This window comes from Paenibacillus sp. J22R3 (assembly GCF_056269305.1).
The window spans coordinates 114,769-132,229 of the sequence record NZ_JBWDNS010000009.1; the positions used below are offsets into that span (position 1 = coordinate 114,769).

The 17,461-nt window shown below is 52.0% G+C and carries 17 protein-coding genes and 1 riboswitch; of the genes, 3 read left to right on the top strand and 14 right to left on the bottom strand.

Going from position 1 to position 17,461, the window contains the following annotated elements; all coding sequences use genetic code 11:
- Positions 1 to 184 precede the first annotated feature (184 nt).
- Both AC0YN4_RS28615 and AC0YN4_RS28620 read right to left on the bottom strand, forming a co-directional pair.
- Positions 185 to 1,024: a sugar phosphate isomerase/epimerase family protein gene (locus AC0YN4_RS28615; protein ID WP_475837357.1), complete on the bottom strand. Its 840-nt coding sequence runs from the start codon at positions 1,022 to 1,024 to the stop codon at positions 185 to 187.
- A gap of 21 nt (positions 1,025 to 1,045) precedes the next feature.
- Entirely contained in the window at positions 1,046 to 2,110 is a 1,065-nt protein-coding gene (locus AC0YN4_RS28620; RefSeq protein WP_475779102.1) for a Gfo/Idh/MocA family protein, read from the bottom strand.
- 124 nt (positions 2,111 to 2,234) lie between these two features.
- Between AC0YN4_RS28620 and AC0YN4_RS28625 the strand changes: the two genes are divergently transcribed.
- Positions 2,235 to 3,101, top strand: a complete 867-nt coding sequence (locus tag AC0YN4_RS28625; protein ID WP_475779101.1) for a helix-turn-helix domain-containing protein — start codon at positions 2,235 to 2,237, stop codon at positions 3,099 to 3,101.
- A 467-nt stretch (positions 3,102 to 3,568) separates the two neighbouring features.
- Here AC0YN4_RS28625 and AC0YN4_RS28630 read toward each other — a convergent pair whose 3' ends face one another.
- From AC0YN4_RS28630 to AC0YN4_RS28665, 8 genes are all read right to left on the bottom strand, one after another.
- Positions 3,569 to 4,534, bottom strand: a complete 966-nt coding sequence (locus AC0YN4_RS28630; RefSeq protein WP_475837358.1) for a phytanoyl-CoA dioxygenase family protein — start codon at positions 4,532 to 4,534, stop codon at positions 3,569 to 3,571.
- Between the two features lie 12 nt (positions 4,535 to 4,546).
- Positions 4,547 to 5,434 (bottom strand): helix-turn-helix transcriptional regulator, encoded by an 888-nt coding sequence (locus AC0YN4_RS28635; RefSeq protein WP_475837359.1) that lies wholly within the window; start codon positions 5,432 to 5,434, stop codon positions 4,547 to 4,549.
- A 15-nt stretch (positions 5,435 to 5,449) separates the two neighbouring features.
- The gene (locus AC0YN4_RS28640; protein WP_475837360.1) at positions 5,450 to 7,501 is read right to left on the bottom strand and encodes a molybdopterin-containing oxidoreductase family protein; all 2,052 of its coding nucleotides are present in this window, start codon (positions 7,499 to 7,501) and stop codon (positions 5,450 to 5,452) included.
- 134 nt (positions 7,502 to 7,635) lie between these two features.
- Positions 7,636 to 8,628: an aldo/keto reductase gene (locus tag AC0YN4_RS28645; protein WP_475837361.1), complete on the bottom strand. Its 993-nt coding sequence runs from the start codon at positions 8,626 to 8,628 to the stop codon at positions 7,636 to 7,638.
- Between the two features lie 51 nt (positions 8,629 to 8,679).
- Positions 8,680 to 9,441: an SDR family NAD(P)-dependent oxidoreductase gene (locus tag AC0YN4_RS28650; RefSeq protein ID WP_475779096.1), complete on the bottom strand. Its 762-nt coding sequence runs from the start codon at positions 9,439 to 9,441 to the stop codon at positions 8,680 to 8,682.
- On the bottom strand, positions 9,438 to 10,244 hold the full coding sequence (locus AC0YN4_RS28655; protein WP_475779095.1) for an SDR family NAD(P)-dependent oxidoreductase: 807 nt from the start codon (positions 10,242 to 10,244) through the stop codon (positions 9,438 to 9,440). The genes AC0YN4_RS28650 and AC0YN4_RS28655 overlap by 4 nt, the downstream gene beginning before the upstream one ends.
- The gene (locus AC0YN4_RS28660; protein WP_475779094.1) at positions 10,241 to 11,248 is read right to left on the bottom strand and encodes a sugar phosphate isomerase/epimerase family protein; all 1,008 of its coding nucleotides are present in this window, start codon (positions 11,246 to 11,248) and stop codon (positions 10,241 to 10,243) included. Before AC0YN4_RS28660 ends, AC0YN4_RS28655 begins: the two co-directional genes overlap by 4 nt.
- Positions 11,249 to 11,297: 49 nt before the next feature.
- A complete protein-coding gene (locus tag AC0YN4_RS28665; protein ID WP_475779093.1) occupies positions 11,298 to 12,074 on the bottom strand; it encodes an SDR family NAD(P)-dependent oxidoreductase in 777 nt (258 codons plus the stop codon).
- 95 nt (positions 12,075 to 12,169) lie between these two features.
- Between AC0YN4_RS28665 and AC0YN4_RS28670 the strand changes: the two genes are divergently transcribed.
- Positions 12,170 to 13,108, top strand: a complete 939-nt coding sequence (locus AC0YN4_RS28670) for a helix-turn-helix transcriptional regulator (protein WP_475837362.1) — start codon at positions 12,170 to 12,172, stop codon at positions 13,106 to 13,108.
- 68 nt (positions 13,109 to 13,176) lie between these two features.
- Here AC0YN4_RS28670 and AC0YN4_RS28675 read toward each other — a convergent pair whose 3' ends face one another.
- The gene (locus AC0YN4_RS28675; protein ID WP_475837363.1) at positions 13,177 to 14,154 is read right to left on the bottom strand and encodes an aldo/keto reductase; all 978 of its coding nucleotides are present in this window, start codon (positions 14,152 to 14,154) and stop codon (positions 13,177 to 13,179) included.
- Positions 14,155 to 14,285: 131 nt separating this feature from the next.
- A riboswitch (SAM riboswitch) is annotated at positions 14,286 to 14,436 on the top strand.
- Between the two features lie 57 nt (positions 14,437 to 14,493).
- On the opposite strand from AC0YN4_RS28675, the gene AC0YN4_RS28680 reads away from it, so the two are divergent.
- A complete protein-coding gene (locus AC0YN4_RS28680) occupies positions 14,494 to 15,126 on the top strand; it encodes a hypothetical protein (protein ID WP_475779090.1) in 633 nt (210 codons plus the stop codon).
- A 165-nt stretch (positions 15,127 to 15,291) separates the two neighbouring features.
- Here the strand turns inward: AC0YN4_RS28680 and AC0YN4_RS28685 are convergent, their stop codons facing one another.
- From AC0YN4_RS28685 to sigK, 3 genes are all read right to left on the bottom strand, one after another.
- Positions 15,292 to 15,516, bottom strand: a complete 225-nt coding sequence (locus tag AC0YN4_RS28685) for a hypothetical protein (protein WP_475779089.1) — start codon at positions 15,514 to 15,516, stop codon at positions 15,292 to 15,294.
- Positions 15,506 to 16,588: a polysaccharide deacetylase family protein gene (locus AC0YN4_RS28690; RefSeq protein WP_475837364.1), complete on the bottom strand. Its 1,083-nt coding sequence runs from the start codon at positions 16,586 to 16,588 to the stop codon at positions 15,506 to 15,508. The genes AC0YN4_RS28685 and AC0YN4_RS28690 overlap by 11 nt, the downstream gene beginning before the upstream one ends.
- Before the next feature lie 340 nt (positions 16,589 to 16,928).
- Positions 16,929 to 17,459 carry an RNA polymerase sporulation sigma factor SigK gene (sigK, locus tag AC0YN4_RS28695; protein WP_475779087.1) on the bottom strand — a complete coding sequence of 177 codons (531 nt, stop codon included), beginning with the start codon at positions 17,457 to 17,459 and terminating at the stop codon, positions 16,929 to 16,931.
- Positions 17,460 to 17,461 lie beyond the last annotated feature (2 nt).

A 17,461-nucleotide genomic window follows, 5' to 3' on the forward strand; every position in this document is an offset into this window, starting at 1 on the left:
GATACTATAATTGTAGCATATTTCGTCTCGGAATTTGATCCACGGATGCCATGCAAGAAGTTCCCAGCTACAACACGCCGATGCAAATAAGCCCTGTACGATTTGTTAGTAGCGGTCCTCCGGACAAAAAAAATCCCGTCAGAATCGGCTGCCACAGCCGACCCCGCGGGATTCTCTATCTCGATTATGCCAATCCAGCCGCAGTATACACGCGATCGAACCCTGCCTTGGAGCGTGCAAGCTGCTCCTCCGGCGATTGTGCAGGCGGTTCAGCAGTGAGGATTTCCTGCGTTACCGAACCCTTATAGCCAATCGCATTCAACGCACGAAGGAATCCGGCCAGGTCAATTACGCCCTCGCCCGGATAGAGTCTGCCATTATCGCGTACCTCTTCTACCGGCAGATCCGGCGCATCGTTAATATGAACATGAACGATCTGATCCGGCGTAAGCGCCTCGATATCGGCAAGGCTCAAGCCGTTCGTGTACCAGTGATACGCATCGAATAACAGGCCGACATTCGGTTCGCCAATCGCGGCGATCCAATCGAGCGTTTCCTCCAGCGTCCATAGAAACGAATTCGTCCACGCGCTGCGCAGATGATGCGGGCCAACAAATTCGAGCCCCAAGGAAATGCCGTACGCACCTAGAATTTGTGCACATGTGCGCAGTCTGCGCGTTGCGAGCACTGTGAAATGCGCTGCTTTAAAGTTCGTAGCAGGCAGCACATACGTACAGCAGCGCGTGCAGCCAAGAGCGGCTGCGGCTGCGGCTTCCTCGGCCAGCTTGCTGAGTCCCTCACGGAATTTCTCCTCCGAGTCCCGCCATTCTACGGAAAGGCCGATTGAACCAATGGCAACTTCATGTTTCGCCAGAAGCGCCTTTGCGCCTTCCAAACCATTGCGCTCAATAAGTCCCTTCGCATTAATATCTACGGATTGGAATCCGTACTGACTTGCTGCGACGATTAGATTCTCATCGCTTCCGATATTGCCGAGTCCGGCATGTGATAATCCTCTTAGCATAGGAATGATCCTCCAATTGTTTTATAGATTCCAGTCCAGCTTCACTTCGTTACCTGTGCGGGAGGATTCATAGATCGCATCCAACACCAGATTGTTCGTAAACCCGGACAGCGCAGACGTAATCGGCTGCTTTCCTTCTTTAATGCAGCTCAAGAAATGGCGGCTGAGACGCAAGCGCTCATTCTCGTCGTTCTCCGGTTTGCCGAGCGCAATTTCCATCGGCTGATTGAACTTCTCCGTGAGCAGCTTACCCTTAGCACCACGGTAGCTTGCCCCGCCTTCCGTACCCATCAAATGCACGAATGGCGTATTGTCCGTGTCCATATGAACGGCCCAGCTGACTTCCAAGGACAGCGTGCTGCCGTTATCCATTTTGATCAAAGCGGTTGCCAGATCCTCGACATCATAGATACCGTCCCAATTCGGTTTTCCCCACGTACCAATCCCTTTACGCTTAGGACCGAACTCCGCATAGGTGGCACCATAGACCGATACCGGCTTCGGATTGCCCATGAGGTACAGCGCAAGATCCAGCATATGAACACCGATATCAATCAGAGGACCGCCGCCGGATTGATCAGTTCGCGTAAACCATGTGCCCCAGCCGGGTATGCCTTTGCGGCGATACCAGCCTGTTTTGGCTGTATAAATATGCCCCAATTCGCCGCGGTCGATCTGTTCCTTGATTTGCATCGGAACCGACTCCCAGCGCATCTGATGTGCGATCATGACGACACGATCGGAGGAGCGGCTCGCTTTCAGAATTTGTCTGGCTGCATCGGCATTGATCCCCATCGGTTTCTCCAGCAGCACATGCTTGCCGGCTTCAATCGCTTGAATCGCGAGCTCCGCATGATATTGGTTGGGAACGCCGATTACAACAGCATCCACATTATCGCTTTGAATCAATGCTTCGGGCGATGCCAGCACCTCGGCAATGCCGTATTCCTTGGCCCTTTGCTCAGCCAAAGGCAGAAACACATCTGTGATTGCGGTTATTTGGCAGAGCTCGCCAAGCTGCGAGAATTGTGCTGCGTGAACGCTTCCAATATTTCCTGCACCAATAATACCAATTCGAATCGCCATGTTAATCCATCTGCCTCCTCGGATCCATCACTACTTCCACCATTTCTATGATAAAGTAGTACAGAGAAAAAAGCGTGACTTATATTTCGATAAACGTCCCATTTCTTCGGAGGCCTCCTATTCTATGACCTTTTTTCCGGATTACTTGAAAACATACCCGAATATGGATACCGCTTTCCCGCTTCATATGAGCTTAAACACACTCAAACAAGGATTTCGTGCGCATCGCCACGATTTCCTTGAGTTCTCTTATGTCATAGAAGGTCGAGGCTGGGAAAGCATCAACGACGAGAAACATGAGATGCGCCCGGGCACGTTTACGTTCGTGCAGCCTTATCAAGTCCACGAGATCTTCACCGAACCCGGAAGCACGCTTGTGCTCTATAACTGCAATTTCAGTATGGATCTGCTCATCGATTCCGGACACGGCGACGGTCTCACAGACTTAATTGAACCAAGCCTACTAGAGCCATATACGACATTTGCCGGCTCGAAGCAGAAGAGAATGCTTTTTCTCATGGAAGACATGCTGACGGAGTATGCCGGGAACGAGCCTTGGCGGCAAACATTGCTGCAGGCCAGATTGAAGGAGCTGCTCGTTTGCTTTGACCGAGAGCGCAGAGCCAATCAGCCGGAGAACATTCCAATAACCTCGACAGCCAAAACAAACCCGTCGATCTGGCCCATCATCCACTACATTCACCGCAACTACCGCGAAGAGCTGACATTATCGCAGCTTTCGGATCGTTTCGGTATGAGCGTCTCTCGCATTAGTGAGGTGATTAAGGAAACGACCGGCCAAACCTTCGTTCATTTCGTTCATGATTTGCGTTTGCGGCATGCAAGCAGCTTGCTGGTATCAACCGATTACAGCGTCGTCGATGTCGCACTTGAGGTCGGCTTCGGCTCCTACAAAACCTTTGTCCGTATTTTCCGTGAACGTAAAGGCATGGTGCCGATGGCCTATCGCAAAGCAAAACGACCCCAATAATGAGGCCGTCAGGCTGTCCGAGAAAGTCTAGTCAACAGACAACCAGTTTGTTGTCTAGACATCAATCATGAATAAAATGTTAACGGTTGTCAGAGTGGCTATTTCATGAAGACAAACCTGTTTGAAACGCTAACGGTTGTGACAGGCGTTATTTGCAGCAAATCGACCGATTCCCAGTGGAAAACGTGCAAATAAGCTCGCTGGCAACCGTTAGAAAATAAAAAGGGTAAATGCAGGCCAAATAACCACTTTCACAACCGCTAGAGTTGGCATGCGTACGGTAATTGCGACAAAGCATGCACTCATCGCGTTGAAACAACCGAAGTTGTATCAACGCGGTTTTTCGACATACTGTCGGCCCCCCGTAATGGGGTCCGTTTCGTATCGTCGACGTGTGACCGAGCACCGCGTGCCGGGATGGCACTGCCCGCCGGGAGGCGCGCGCGGTGCGGACAAAAATAAACAAGCTACACGCGGTGCATACTCTTCCCTTTCTCTTCTTTTACCTCACGCCACAATTTGCGCCACTCCGTTACATCTGTCAGCACGCTTGCCGGGTCATACGCACTCCGAACCGGGAAGGAAGGATGCATCGAACGTCCGGACGGAGCGCCTGTCTTATGATAGCGCAAATCGATCGACCAGCGGATGATATCCGAACGATTCGAGATGCCCCGATGCGGCGTATACTTATTCATGATGACGAGGCCGCCCTTCTTGCACTCCGCTAACACAGGCGTTACCGCAGGCAGCTTCTCCGGGACGATCGTTGTGCCGCCTTCTGCGCGATGGTTGATGTAGCCTTGCTTGAATACATGCGGCATAATCTCCATGCAGCCGGTTTCGGCGGTTGCATCCACAAGCGGCAGCCAGAACGTAATAATCTCCGACGCTTCCGAATCCGGCGAGGTGACGGCGCAATCCTGATGCCAAGGGACATTTTGAAAATAATCCGGTTCTGACTGTGTCGACTTCGCAGGATGCTTCGCGCGAATATGCTGAATCGGGTTGCAGCTAAGCTCCGTTCCCAACAGGCATTCTACGAGATCAAGCAGCCCCTCGCTGCCCATGAACCGGAAGATGGCCTCACCCAAATAGCCGTTGATATCAAAACCTCTGCTGATTTCCTTATTCTGCTCATACAGCCTCGTATAACGTTTCTCAAAAGGCTCATCCTCGTGCAGCTCTGTCAACTTGCCCTCAGCCAGAAGCTGCCTGGCTCTTGCATCAAGCTCCGCCGAAAGCTCGTCGATAACGGGCTGCAGCTCCTCATCCGTAAAAACATTCGGCACAATCAAATATCCTTCGGTTTGATATCGGATCATTTGCTCAAGCGTTAATCGCATTTGCCCACCGACCGCCTTTGATCTGGGATTGTTCTTCTCTTCTTCATCATAGCGATGCCGCCAGTTGATAGGAAGGTAGAATCTCACACGGAATGCGGACTATATTATCCGATATTCGCTAGGTGCACGCCCATGATTTCTGCGGAACAGTCTGGCAAAATAAGAAGCATCCTCGTAGCCGAGCATCTCAGCAATGCTGAATACGGGAAAATCGGTGTACAGCAGCAATTTTTCTGCCTCAATCATACGCAATTGCTGCAGATATGCCATTGGCGTCATCGATGTATGCGCTTTAAATACGCGGCACAGGTAATTCGGCGTCCAATGTACATGGTGGGCCAGCTCCTCCAGCTTGAGCTGTTCTCCGATATGTGCACGCATATATTGCTGGAGCGCATTGATTGCACCGGTTAGAGCACTGGCTTGTCGTTCCGTCGACGTCGAATCGACGACCTGCTCACTAAGCTTCCCTATCGTTTGTTCAACGCGAAGCATTAACTCGATCACCAGCAGTGACAGATGCTCTGCTGTGAAATATCGATTGCTGGGATCAAGCAGCCGATTAAATCCTTCAAGCAGAAAAGGCCTGAGTGCAGGCGGTACGAGAATGGGCTCGTTACGAAAAACGGCAGGCAGCAAATAACCTCTCTTCTCTTCCATCCAATCGAATAAGTTCACCGTTTGTGCAGGCTCATTACTCTCTTCATCACGCAGTAGAAACGTACATTCCAAATTATGTAGTCCAATGTCATCATCAGCATGAAATTGATGCCATTCATTCGGGTTGATTACATACAAGAAGCCGGGCAAAGCCCGGCTCTTCCTGTCGTTAACGAGGAAGCTGCCCGCTCCCCCGGTAATATACATCAAATGAAAAACCGGGTGTTGGTGCCTTGTCGTTAACACCCCTTTACGGCCTTGCTGTCGATCAGTCGTAACATGCTCCGGACGTAAGCTCTGCCCCTGCATCACCAGTCGTAAGCTCATGCACCTGCCACCTCATTACTGTTTGTCGACTTGCACACGTCCGGAGAAGAAGGTTGCCCCTCTCCCCATATCTGCCACCCGGTCTGGGGTCAGTGCATTGACCATTGCCTTGCCGCTACCAATCCCGTCTGCCCATAACCCCTGGCTGACAACGACACCTGCGAGCACATCATCACCTACTGCCGCTGTCAGCTCGCAGCTGGCGCGATCATTCCAGACGCGTAACACATCGCCGTCTTCGATGCCCCGAGCTTCAGCATCCGCTCGGTTCATGTAGAGCTTAGGTGTCTTCTCCATCGCGATATGTTTCTCGTTATTGGAGAACGTCGAATTCAAAAAATTATGGTTAGCCGTCGGTATGAACAGGAACGGGTATGGACCGTCCTCTACAAGCGGCGTGTACGTCGGCATTGGCGGGTAGCCTTTGCGTTCCATCGCCGCAGAGTAGAGCTCGATCCGGCCGCTCGGCGTCCGCAGCTTGCCCGGGAATAGCGGCTTTACATTGGCTTTCATCGCACCGTGCTCCTGTAGTCTCTGCAGAGAAATTTCGGCCAAATTCGGATTATTCGGGTTGTTCAGTGCCTGCTCGATCATGGCTTCATCCGAATCCTGAAGCGCTTCTTCTTCATATCCCATCGCCGCCGCAAGAAGCCGGAACACCTCGGAATTTGACTTACTTTCCCCATATGGCGCTGCAACCGGCTGCTGCAGGTGCACATAATGATGCCAATAGGACAGGTACAGATCGGTATTCTCTAAGTTGGACGTAGCCGGCAGCACAATATCCGCATAAGCAGCCGTCTCGGTCAGGAACAAATCATGCACGACCGTAAACAGATCCTCGCGCATGAGGCCTTCTCTTACTTTGGTTGCACTCGGCGCAACGAGAGCTGGATTCGAGTTAAACACGTACAAAGAGGAGATCGGCGGCTGTTCCGAATCCATCAGCACGCTGCCCAGCAGATTCATATTCACTTCGCGAGCCCCGCTGTTAGCCCGCAGATCCGGTCGTTCGAGCGCGGACTTATTCAGCGCCAGATAGCCGCCATTTCCTTTGATCGCGCCGCCGCCCCGCTTCAGCCATTGACCTGTTACTGCAGGCAGACAGGCAATCGCTCGAGTTGTCATGCCGCCGTTATCATGATGCTGCGGACCGTTGCCGATACGGATAAACGCGGCTTCACTGCCTCCATACATCCGAGCCAGCTTATAGAGATCATCGACCGGCACGCCTGTAATCGAGGAGACGATCTCCGGCGTGTACGTTTGCACATGTTCACGAAGCTGCTCATGGCCTATCGTAAACTGCTCCATGAACGACTCATCCGTAAGCTTCTCAGCGAACAAAATATGCATAATTCCCAGCGCCAGCGCAGCATCCGTACCCGGCATAACCGGGATGAACCAATCAGCCCACTTCGCTGTCCGATTGCGATGTACGTCAATCACGACAACAGTCGCACCGTTCTTGCGCGCCTTCTCGGCAATCGTCACTTGATGCATATTCGTGCTTACGGCATTGATACCCCACATGATAATGAGCTTCGCATGGACGGTTTCCTCTGGATCTGTACCGTAGCTGCCACCCATCGTATAGCCGTAGCCCTCTGTACCAGCAGCCTCGCAGATCGAATAAATCAGCTTGCTCGCACCCATCCGGTTAAAGAATCGGCGGCCCAAACCTTCTGTTCCAATTCGGCCCATGTTGCCATAGAAGCTATAAGGCAGTATCGCTTCCGGCCCTTCGGCTGCAATCGTATTCTTCCACTGCGACGTTATGGTACCGATTGCTTCCTCCCAGGTAATGCGTTCAAACTGCCCGCTCCCCTTGGGACCGACGCGCTTAAGTGGATATTGCAAACGATCCTTATCGTAGATGCGTTCCGTCATATTCCGAACTTTATTACAAATCGCCCCTTGCGTAACCGGATGCTTGGGATCACCTTCTATCTTCACAATTCGACCGTTCTCTTTATGAACAAGAAGTCCGCACTGATCGGGACAATCCAATGAGCAGACCGATGGAAAAACGCCATTCGCCGATTCCAAATAAGCCGATGCTGTCATACTGTAAGTCACTCCTTCACTTTCGCTTTCGCTTCCACGAGTACACATGAATCTATTATATCGAGCGCAGCGTTGCGTGAAAAGCAAGAAAGACCTGCATCCCTGTACTGTAGGGTGCAAGCCTTTCTCCATTACTATACGGAAACGTAGGAGCCCGTCTCCAAGAATCGCAATTGCGCCGGTGTGAGCGTAACCTCGCTTGCAGCGCAGCTATCCAGCACATATGACGGCTTCGAAGCGCCGATAATCGGGAACACCGGGAACGGCTGCGAGGTTAAATACGACAGCGCTATAACGGTGCTGGTCGTTTCGAGCTCCGATGCCAGCTGCTGTACACGCTCCAGCCGGTCAAAGCTGGCGTCGTTGAAATACATCTTCTGCACGCCGGCCGCACTGCCTTGCGTGCCTGCATCCTTGCCCCGTGCATAGCGACCGCTGAAGAAGCCGTTCGCTTGCGAAGAATACGGAATTACGGTCATCCCCGTCTCCGCAAAATAATTCCGATCCGCATCACTCATCACCACGAGTGTCGGATCTCCGACTGAGCCAGGCGTGCATACGGCTAAATTCCAAAGCGGCTGACTTGCAGCAAATGGCGTCAAGCCATGATCGGCAGCATAACTTTGGGCTTGCTTGATCCGCTCCACCGTCCAGTTGGAGCAACCGATGCTGCGGATGCGGCCGGCTTTCACTTCGTCATGCAGCGTCTCCATGATCTCATCAACAGGGACGCTCGCATCGTCGCGATGAAGCCAATAGAGATCGATATAATCGGTCTGCAGCTGGCGCAAGCTTCTGGCGATATCCGCTTCGATGTCAGCTCGTCCTAGCCTAGGGATGTGCATCGTTGCAAGCTCAGGATGCGCGCCTTTCGTTGCCAGAATGAGCTGCTCGCGATGACCTCGTTCCTTCAGCCATTCACCGATCCGGATTTCGGTCAAGCTTCTCTCCCGTCCGAGCCAGTCGTCATATACAAGCGCTGTATCAATAAAATTTCCGCCCTGTTCGACGTAAAGATCAAACAGGCGGAATGCATCCTCGCGCGGCATTCCGCCGCCAAATCCGGCTGTCCCCATACAGATGACGGCAGCGTTTAAAGGTGTTCCCGGTATGTTGCGATAACGCATAAATTCAATTCCTCCCCGCATTCATTTTCGGCCAGCCGCATGCTCGACAAGTTACTTTAAAGTAATTCCACCGTCCACAATGAGCACTTGGCCGTTAATCTGCTTGCTCATGCCGGACGCCATAAACAAGACGGCATCCGCGATATCCTCGCCGGTTTGCAATCGCCCGGCTAATGCGGCCATTTGCTCCTCATCCATTCCGTTCGCTTTCCACCTTGCGACCTCGCCCTCCGAGGCCACCCAGCCCGGCTGCACACAGTTCACTCGAATGCCGTGCTTCACAAACGCCTTTGCGAGATTTCGCGTCAACGTGACGATGCCGCCTTTGGAAACCGCATAAGCCATCGTAGCCGGCTCGCCTGCTGTCGCGTGATTGGAGCCAATATTGATAATGACGCCGCTGCCCCGTTCGATCATGCCCGGCACGACGGCTTGGCACAGCATATAGGCGCCTTTGAGATTAATGCCGAGCACGTTATCCCAGAACGCTTCATCCGTATCCAGTAGATCTGCTCTTGGGAAAATCCCGGCATTGTTGACGAGCACATCAATTGAACCGCCGAATTGGCGGATCGACTCGGCAACGAGCGACTGCACTTCACTCCGCTTGGAAACATCGCAGCGGATAAAATGAACCTCATCTCCCGTATCCGCAAGCTGCCTCGCCGTCTCTGCACCGCTCTCGTCGTAATCGGCAATGACGACCCTTGCCCCACACGCTAGGAATCGCTTAACTATCGCACGGCCAATGCCTTTCGCCCCGCCTGTGACTACGACCGTCTTCCCTTCAAACGTAATGAGCGGCGCCGTCATGTCCGCAGCGCATCCTTCCGCGCCGCCTCATAGGCGATACTCGGAATCTGCGTCGCGAATTTGCCGCCGCTCACATCGATCATCGTACCGGTAATGTAACCGGCAAGGTTAGAGGCGAGGAAACAGATCAGGTTCGCAACATCTTCCTTGCTGCCCCAGCGCCGAAGTGTTAGCGTATCTAGGAGCCGTTGCTGCCGCTCCTCCGGCTGCTCGGCAAAATGGTTCATCTCCGTCGGAATCATCCCCGGCGAATAACAATTCACGGTAATGTCGTAAGGGCCAAGCTCGCCTGCAAGCACCCGTGTGAACTGTTTTACAGCCGCTTTGGATGATGCATAAGCAGCACTGCCGTAAGACGGTACGATGGCAGCGAAGGAAGCAGCGTTTAAGATGCGGCCTGAGCCTTGTGCTTTCATAATCGGGACTACTGCTTGACACATCAGGAAGGTGCCCTTCAAATTAATATCCATATTGGCGTCCCAAATGTCTTCCTTGAGCAGCTCAACAGTGCCGCCGCTGGCCACTCCGGCATTGTTGATTAAGATATCTATTCGCCCAAATCGGCTCCGTACCTCCTCCACAACCTCAGCGATTCTTGCCGAATCTCGCACATCACAGATGAATTGCGCTCCGTTAAGCTGTTCCTCCGCAAATTGCAGAGCCAGGTCATCGAGCAGCTCTTGCTTAATATCTGTTCCAATCGTAATGACGCCTTCCTTCGCAAGCGTCAGTGCGATATGACGTCCAATTCCTCTGCCCGCACCGGTAACGATGGCTACTTTTCCTTGTAAATCGATGATCATGAGAATGCCTCCTCCTCTGGTCTCGAAGTGTTCCAGCTGTTCATCAGCTGCTGTACATATGCGATGCTCGACATGAGCTGTGACTGCTCATAGGCTGCAATGATCGCCGCCGATTCGCCCCGTTCATGCGGCGTACGCCAATCCGCTGTCGGCCTGGCATTGCGCTGGACACAACGAAGGAGCTCCGCCAGCTCTCTGGCGGATCGATTCGGGTATTCCGGCCAATAATCATCCGCAAGGACCCTGGTATGCCTCGCTTCCAATGCTCCGATTTCGATGGACATGCACAGCGTCTGCGCTGCTTGGCTGGCGCGAAAAACCTCCATCAGCGCAGGAAAGTCCACCGCTCCCTGTCCAATCGGACAACGGACGAGCATGTAGCCTTCCGCACTCGGATAAATCCAATAATCCTTCAAGTGGACATGTTTGAGATAAGGAGAGATTCGTTTGGCAAATTCGACCGGCTCCTCTGCGGTAGCAAGCGGGTTGCCGGTATCCAGCGTTAATCCGAAGTTCGGCGATGCAATGGACTCACACAGCCAAATCAGCTCTTCGGAGCAGAGATCCTGATGATTCTCCAGCGCCAGAATGACGCCTGCTTCTTCCGCCAGAGCAGTCGCTGCAGTAAGACCGGCGCGTGCCTCCTCCAGGAATGACTGCCACTTCCCGACTAAGTGACGGCGATCTCCGCCGAACTTCGCTCCGCCTGCCACCGTTCGTACTACTTTTGCTCCCACGGACTTTGCCGTATCGAAAGCCTCACCTAGCCGTGCCGCGTCGAAGCCATCAGAAGCGATCGTGATATAAAGCTGATTCGCCTCGACTTTGCTTGCTATAGCTCTGTGGTCGCAGTCTGCCAGCATCGAGAGGGGCAGCTCGACGCCTTGAAGGCCATTTTGCAGCGCTAGGTTAATGACCCCTTCCGCCGAAATCTTCGGCCTTCCTGCACGTGGGTGCAATCCCATTGCATAAGTCGTGCCAAATACAGATAAGCCAAAACGCATCCCGATCACCCTTTCGTATCCAGCTATTCAGCTAGGAGATGAAGCCCGGTTATTTGGCCGTCCAACCGCCGTCGACCGTTAACGTAGAGCCTGTCATGAAGCTGGATGCATCTGAGGCGAGGAATAAAGTCGGACCCGCAATTTCGTCCGGTCTCCCCCACCGACCCAGCGCAATTTGATCTACAAAGAAACGATTTGCCTCGGGATTGTTCATCACAACCGTGTTGAGCTCGGTCGCGATCGGTCCGGGACATAGCGCGTTCACGGTAATGTTGAAGGGGGCAAGCTCTAGTGCCAGCACCTTGGTTAACTGAATGACGCCGCCCTTACTCGCGCAGTAGGCACTTCTCTCCGGCAGTCCAACCATCCCCAGCATCGAGGCTACGTTAATAATGCGACCGGATTGCTGCTCTTTCATGAGCGGTGTAACGGCGCGGATGCACAGGTACGGAGCTTTCAAATTGGTGCCCATCACCAGATCCCAGCTTGTTTCGTCGTAGCTTTCGATCGGCTTGCGAACGTTGACTCCGGCATTGTTAATTAGAATATCGATGCGTCCGAAGCGCTCCTTAACGGCTTGCACCAGCCGCTCTACCTGGTCGGCATCCGTTAGCTCTGCTGCCATTCCTGTGATTTCACTGCCTGTATCGATAGATAGTTGCTTGGCAATCGCAGCTGCTTTCTCCTCCGAACGACTTGTAATGACGACTGCTGCCCCTGCTTGTGCCAAGGTTTGTGCCATCACAATACCAAGTCCGCCGGTCCCGCCTGTAAGTAAAGCAACTTTACCTGTTAATTGAAATAATTGACTATGGCTGCTATTCATCTGGAGATCACCTGGTCCTTTCATCCTTGTTAAGGAATGCGCTTACATGTTACCATTTCAGTATCTGGAAGGCTTTACATAAAGGTGATCGTTTTTTGGACTTTTCCGAACTCGGCGTACAAGGCGGTGCTGAACAATTGGACAACGTTCTATTTCCTCGAATTAGGCAAACCACTTTGCGGGACATTTCTCCTGTTATTCATTGGGCGCGGCAGCATTGCCGTACTCCGGATTTCAGGTGGAGCCGTCGAATCTATGATTTTCAGCTCATTTATGTGAAGCATGGTGAGATCAGGGCTACGATCGAAGGTGAGCTCATAGAGGCTCGTGCTGGCAGTCTGCTCATCTTGGCACCTTGGCAGCATCATCGAATTGAAGTGCTGACAGCGCCGCATGCGGAGCTGCTCGGCATCCATTTTGACTTTTTCGATGGCGCGGCTAATAGTCATACCATCATCGCCGATGAGTACAATCCGGACCCGGATGCATTCAGCGACATGCCTTATTTGGGGGCAGATCGACCGATCATAACCGAATCACTGCTGACGAACGTGTCGCCGAGAATCATCTCCCTGTTTGAAAATGTCATTCAAGAATGGAATGATCGGCAGCAGGATTACGACAGTGTGTGCAAAGGGCTGATGATCCAACTGATCGGATTGCTGCTCCGTCAGCAGAACGAAGGACGAGGCACGCCGCATCCGAAATATGAGAAGCGTCTGCTCGAGCTGGTACAAGAGATTCGCAACGACTGCAGCCGTCGCTGGTCGAGCACGGATATGGCGAAGTTTCTGCTCGTCCACGAAGATTATATGAGCCGGCAGTTTAAAGCGATGATGGGTGTCGGTCCCAATAAATTCGTGCAGACGGTGCGCCATCAGGAAGCCAAACGGCTTCTGCGGGAAACGGATCAGACGATCGAGTGGATTTCAGGGGCGGTCGGCTATGAGGATTTCCACTATTTCAGCCGTATTTTCAGACGCTGGGAAGGGATGTCTGCCATGCAGTTCAGGAAGCTGTCGCGGACGATATAGCAGATTGACAAAGAAGGACAGCCTCTGTATCGCCAGATCCGTCGGATGATTGGAGACTGTCCTTTTCCTTAAGGTAATCGGTAGAGCGCGAACGGTTTGCCGAAACGGAATGCGTCACTCCATTCATTCAGCGTATCCGTCAATTCCGAGCCGAGATTCATTTCTACGCTGTTCAAATTATCTTCGAGCTGCTCGACTCGTGTCGCACCGACAATGACAGTCGAGATTGCGGGCTTATCCATAAGCCAAGCCAGCGACATTGCACTCGCACTATGTCCGCTGTCAGCCGCGAGGCTGCTTACCTGTTGCCCCAACGTAACTCGGCGTTCGTCTAAGAAGCGAATAAAGCTCGGGTCCGTAATCACTCTGGAGCTTGTCGGTGCTTCTTCAGCCGTTAAGCCATATTTGCCGGTCAGAATACCGCCCGCCAGTGGGAAATACGGAATGATGCCTACGCCTTGATCCAAGCACACCGGGACAAGCTCTTGCTCAGGTGTCCGATCTGCAAGGGAGTAGCTGGTCTGAGTGGAAACAAACCGCGCAGTTCCTTTAGAATCGCTAATCCCGAACGCCTTCATCAGCTCCCATGCTGCATAGTTGGAAGCGCCGATATAGCGAACCTTCCCTGAACGAACCATATCTTCGAGCGCACTTAACGTTTCTTCGAGCGGCGTGTTCGGATCGAAGGTGTGAATTTGATACAGGTCGACGTAGTCGGTTCGGAGACGTTTCAAGCTATTCTCCAGCTCTTGCATGAGGTGGCGGCGAGAGGATCCTCTAGCATTCGGACCTGCGCCACTCACTAACCCCGCCTTCGTAGCCAGCACGGCTTGGTCCCGTTTCCCCTCTAATGCCAACCCTATGATTCGTTCCGATTCTGTGCCTGCATAAATATTAGCCGTATCTATAAAATTAATGCCCTTATCCATGGCGTGATGGATAATCCGTATCGATGTATTCTGATCGGCACGTTTCCCGAATGCATTGGTTCCCAATCCTAATACGGATACTTCCAGCCCGCTTCTTCCGAGATAACGATATTTCATAGCTGCTGAGCCCCTTCCTTCATGACGAGTCTATTAACTTATTATACCTTAAATGGAGACGCCGCCAAATGAAGTATCCCTTGACATCAAGCCTGTTTATGTAGCATAATGGTAAAAATTTAATATGTTTTTTCTTATCAAGAGTAGGTGGAGGGACAAGCCCGATGATACCCGGCAACCGACAAACCTTTGTAACTGGCGAATGCTTATCGTCATAATCAATGGGATGCACGGTGCTAATTCTTGCGGAACGCTTAATTAAGCGAATCTGGGAGATAAGAGCGAGGATCAATGACATTACATTCCTATGACCTTCTCTGATTCCAGAGGAGGTCATTTTTGTTTTCTATAAACTACAACACTTATGTAACGCAGAATGCTGCATTCGAAGCATTGGCTCGAACGCAAACCAATCTGCGAAGGAGGATCATGATGCTAAACACGATTCCTGACCATACGACGATAGATGAATCGGCCGAGTATCAACGGGATACGCTGCCCCAGCTGATTGCTTTGCTCAATTTGAGAAATTCGGTCATTGGCTATTCGCTCGAGTTTATGCAGCAGTGCAAAATTAGCCGTATTGAATGTTTTCAATTCGAAAGCGAGCTTGCAGAGAAGCTGCAGCCCGGCCATGGCCGCGATTATTTCTGTGGTTTAGTTGCGATTACCACGACAACGGGAGCAGTCGGGCTGGCGGAGTTTGCCCTCCCACGCAAGAGTCTCAATTGTGACTTGGTCATGTGGGCTTCCCCGCTTCAGCGGATGAAGGAGCAGACGTTGCTCGAGAGCTTCAGCTACGTTCAGAGCAAGACGGATTCTTGGGGACCCGTAAGGTCCGAGCTCGTTGCATCAGCGCTATTGAAGCTGAACGGGAATCCTGAACCGGCTGTATTGCAGAATGAGGATAAACGGTATCTTTGGGATCGTTCGTACCTGCTTCGCAATACGCAAGCGTATGTTTCGTTCTAGACGAGTAGCAGCGGCACCAGGCATACAGAACGCTCTAACGAACCGTACAGGTCTTATTTTGACGATAACACCAGCAAAATAAATCTAACGAACCGTAGCGGTCTTATCTGGCTGCGAATGGGTCGTTTTGAGCGATTTTTCCTGAAATAAGGCCGCCGTGGTTCGTTAGAATTTCAAAGCCCAGAATTCCGGCCAAATAAGGCCCGTACGATTCGTTAGAATTTCGAACATGCTTATTACGGCATGCAGCATTGGGCAAATCATGTCTCTGGTGCTTGCCCAGCTCCTCCATCCGCTCGCATCTCCCACCGCGTCCTCATCCACGACACCGGGTTTCCATGTTTGCCACCACCTCATACTCGCTCCCGTACGGTCCATCTCACCAACCATTGCTCATGCGCCTCTTCTCCTGCCGCAGCTTGAACGCCGATTCCGCCAACAACGCGGCGACGATCATCATCGCGGCCAATGTCCATAACGCCTCGCGTTTACGCTCCGGCGCGCGGTCGAAGCGGGCATGGCCAAGCCGCTGCTCCGCTTGCTTCATCAGCGCCACCTGCAGATCGGGATCATTCTGCGCGCCTCCGGCGTTAAGACGGAAACCGTTGCTCTGGCGGGGGCTGTCGAGACCATCTTTTACAGTCAGCGTCACATCAATGCCCAGCTGCGCGCAAATATCGAGCAATGGCTTGGAGAACGCTCCGTACGGGAAAGCGAGCACATGGTTCGAGGTGCCAAGCTTCTGCTCCAATATGGTATTCGCTTGCTCTAAATCGGCTTTTATCCGCTCCTTATATTCCTCCTTCGTCTCCCTTCTGCCCTTATCTTTCAAGTAAATAGGTCCGGTCAACGCAGCAATCCGATGCTTGCCCTTCGCATCCGTGGGCACATAGCGATGAGAATCAAACGAGTGACTGTAAAATGAAATGCCGGTCCGGCTCATCTCCTTTACCTGGTCCCAATTCAGCTTGGAAACCCCGACGTGACGAGGGTTGCCAATCGTGTTGACGATTAGAAAGTTGGTCGCCGGTGCCTCATACTTGCTCAGAACCGGATAGACATCCTGATAGAAGGATTCATAACCGTCGTCGAACGTGAGCAGTACCGCATTATCCGGAACCGGGTCTCCCCGCAAAATAAATCCGCGGTACTGATCCATCGTTATCCAGTGAAAATTGTTGGCCTTCATTAATTCAAGCTGGCGCTCAAACTTGCTTATCGATAGCGCTCCGGCATCGTTGTGCGGATTCTTCATGACTTCGTGATACATGAGTACAATCACGCGATCCTTATAATACTCGCCATGAGGTTCATTCTGGCCCGGCCTTAAATCACGGTTACCAGCGGCACTCCCCGCTCCATAGAACAATCGTCCGACCAGCGGCATGCGAGCATGATAGGTTTGGATGATCAATACACAGCAAATAACAGTCAATCCCAGCAGCAGGGATGTGAGCACCATGTATCTGGTTTTTAATGACATAGGATCAACTCCGTAGTTCAATGTAAAGGTGATTCAACTAATCGCACTTTCATTTATTCAACGAAGCTAATTCGACAAATGTTGCCTAAGCTATTATTCAGTCCTAAGAAAACAAAGAAAAGGCGGCATGTCATACCACCGAGTCAGGTTCATTATAAAATCGTTTCATCTGCCCCGACTACTGTAATCCGTTGACTGACTTTTCCGCACTTCCTGTCAGCGATTCCCCGACAACAAAACAGCCACCGCCGAATAAGTCATTCAGCGGTGGCTGTTTATATTGGCATTAACGCCTTATCTTTTGTGCTTGTATCCCTTATTACTTCTTCGCCTTATAAAACTCATGATACAGCTTCATCAGCGCCCGCTTCTCGATGCGCGACACATACGAACGCGAGATGCCGAGCTCCTTCGCAATTTCCCGCTGCGTCCGTTCCTCGCCGCCTGCGATCAGGCCGAATCGGCCGACGACGACTTCCTTCTCGCGGTCATCCAATATATCTAAATTTTTATAAATCTTGCTCTTCTCGATTTTGAGTTGCACTTTCTCCGCAACATCATCGGCTTCCGTGCCGAGGATATCGATCAAGGTGATTTCGTTGCCTTCCTTATCCGTTCCGATCGGATCGTGGAGGGACACATCCTTACGCGTCTTCTTCAATGACCGCAAATGCATCAAAATTTCATTCTCGATACAACGAGCCGCAAATGTCGCGAGCTTCGTCCCTTTTCCTGTCTGGAAGCTTTCAATCGCTTTAATAAGCCCGATCGTACCGATCGAGATGAGGTCTTCCAGATCTTCACCGGTGTTGTCGAACTTCTTGACGTTGTGTACGCAACCCGATGTCATTA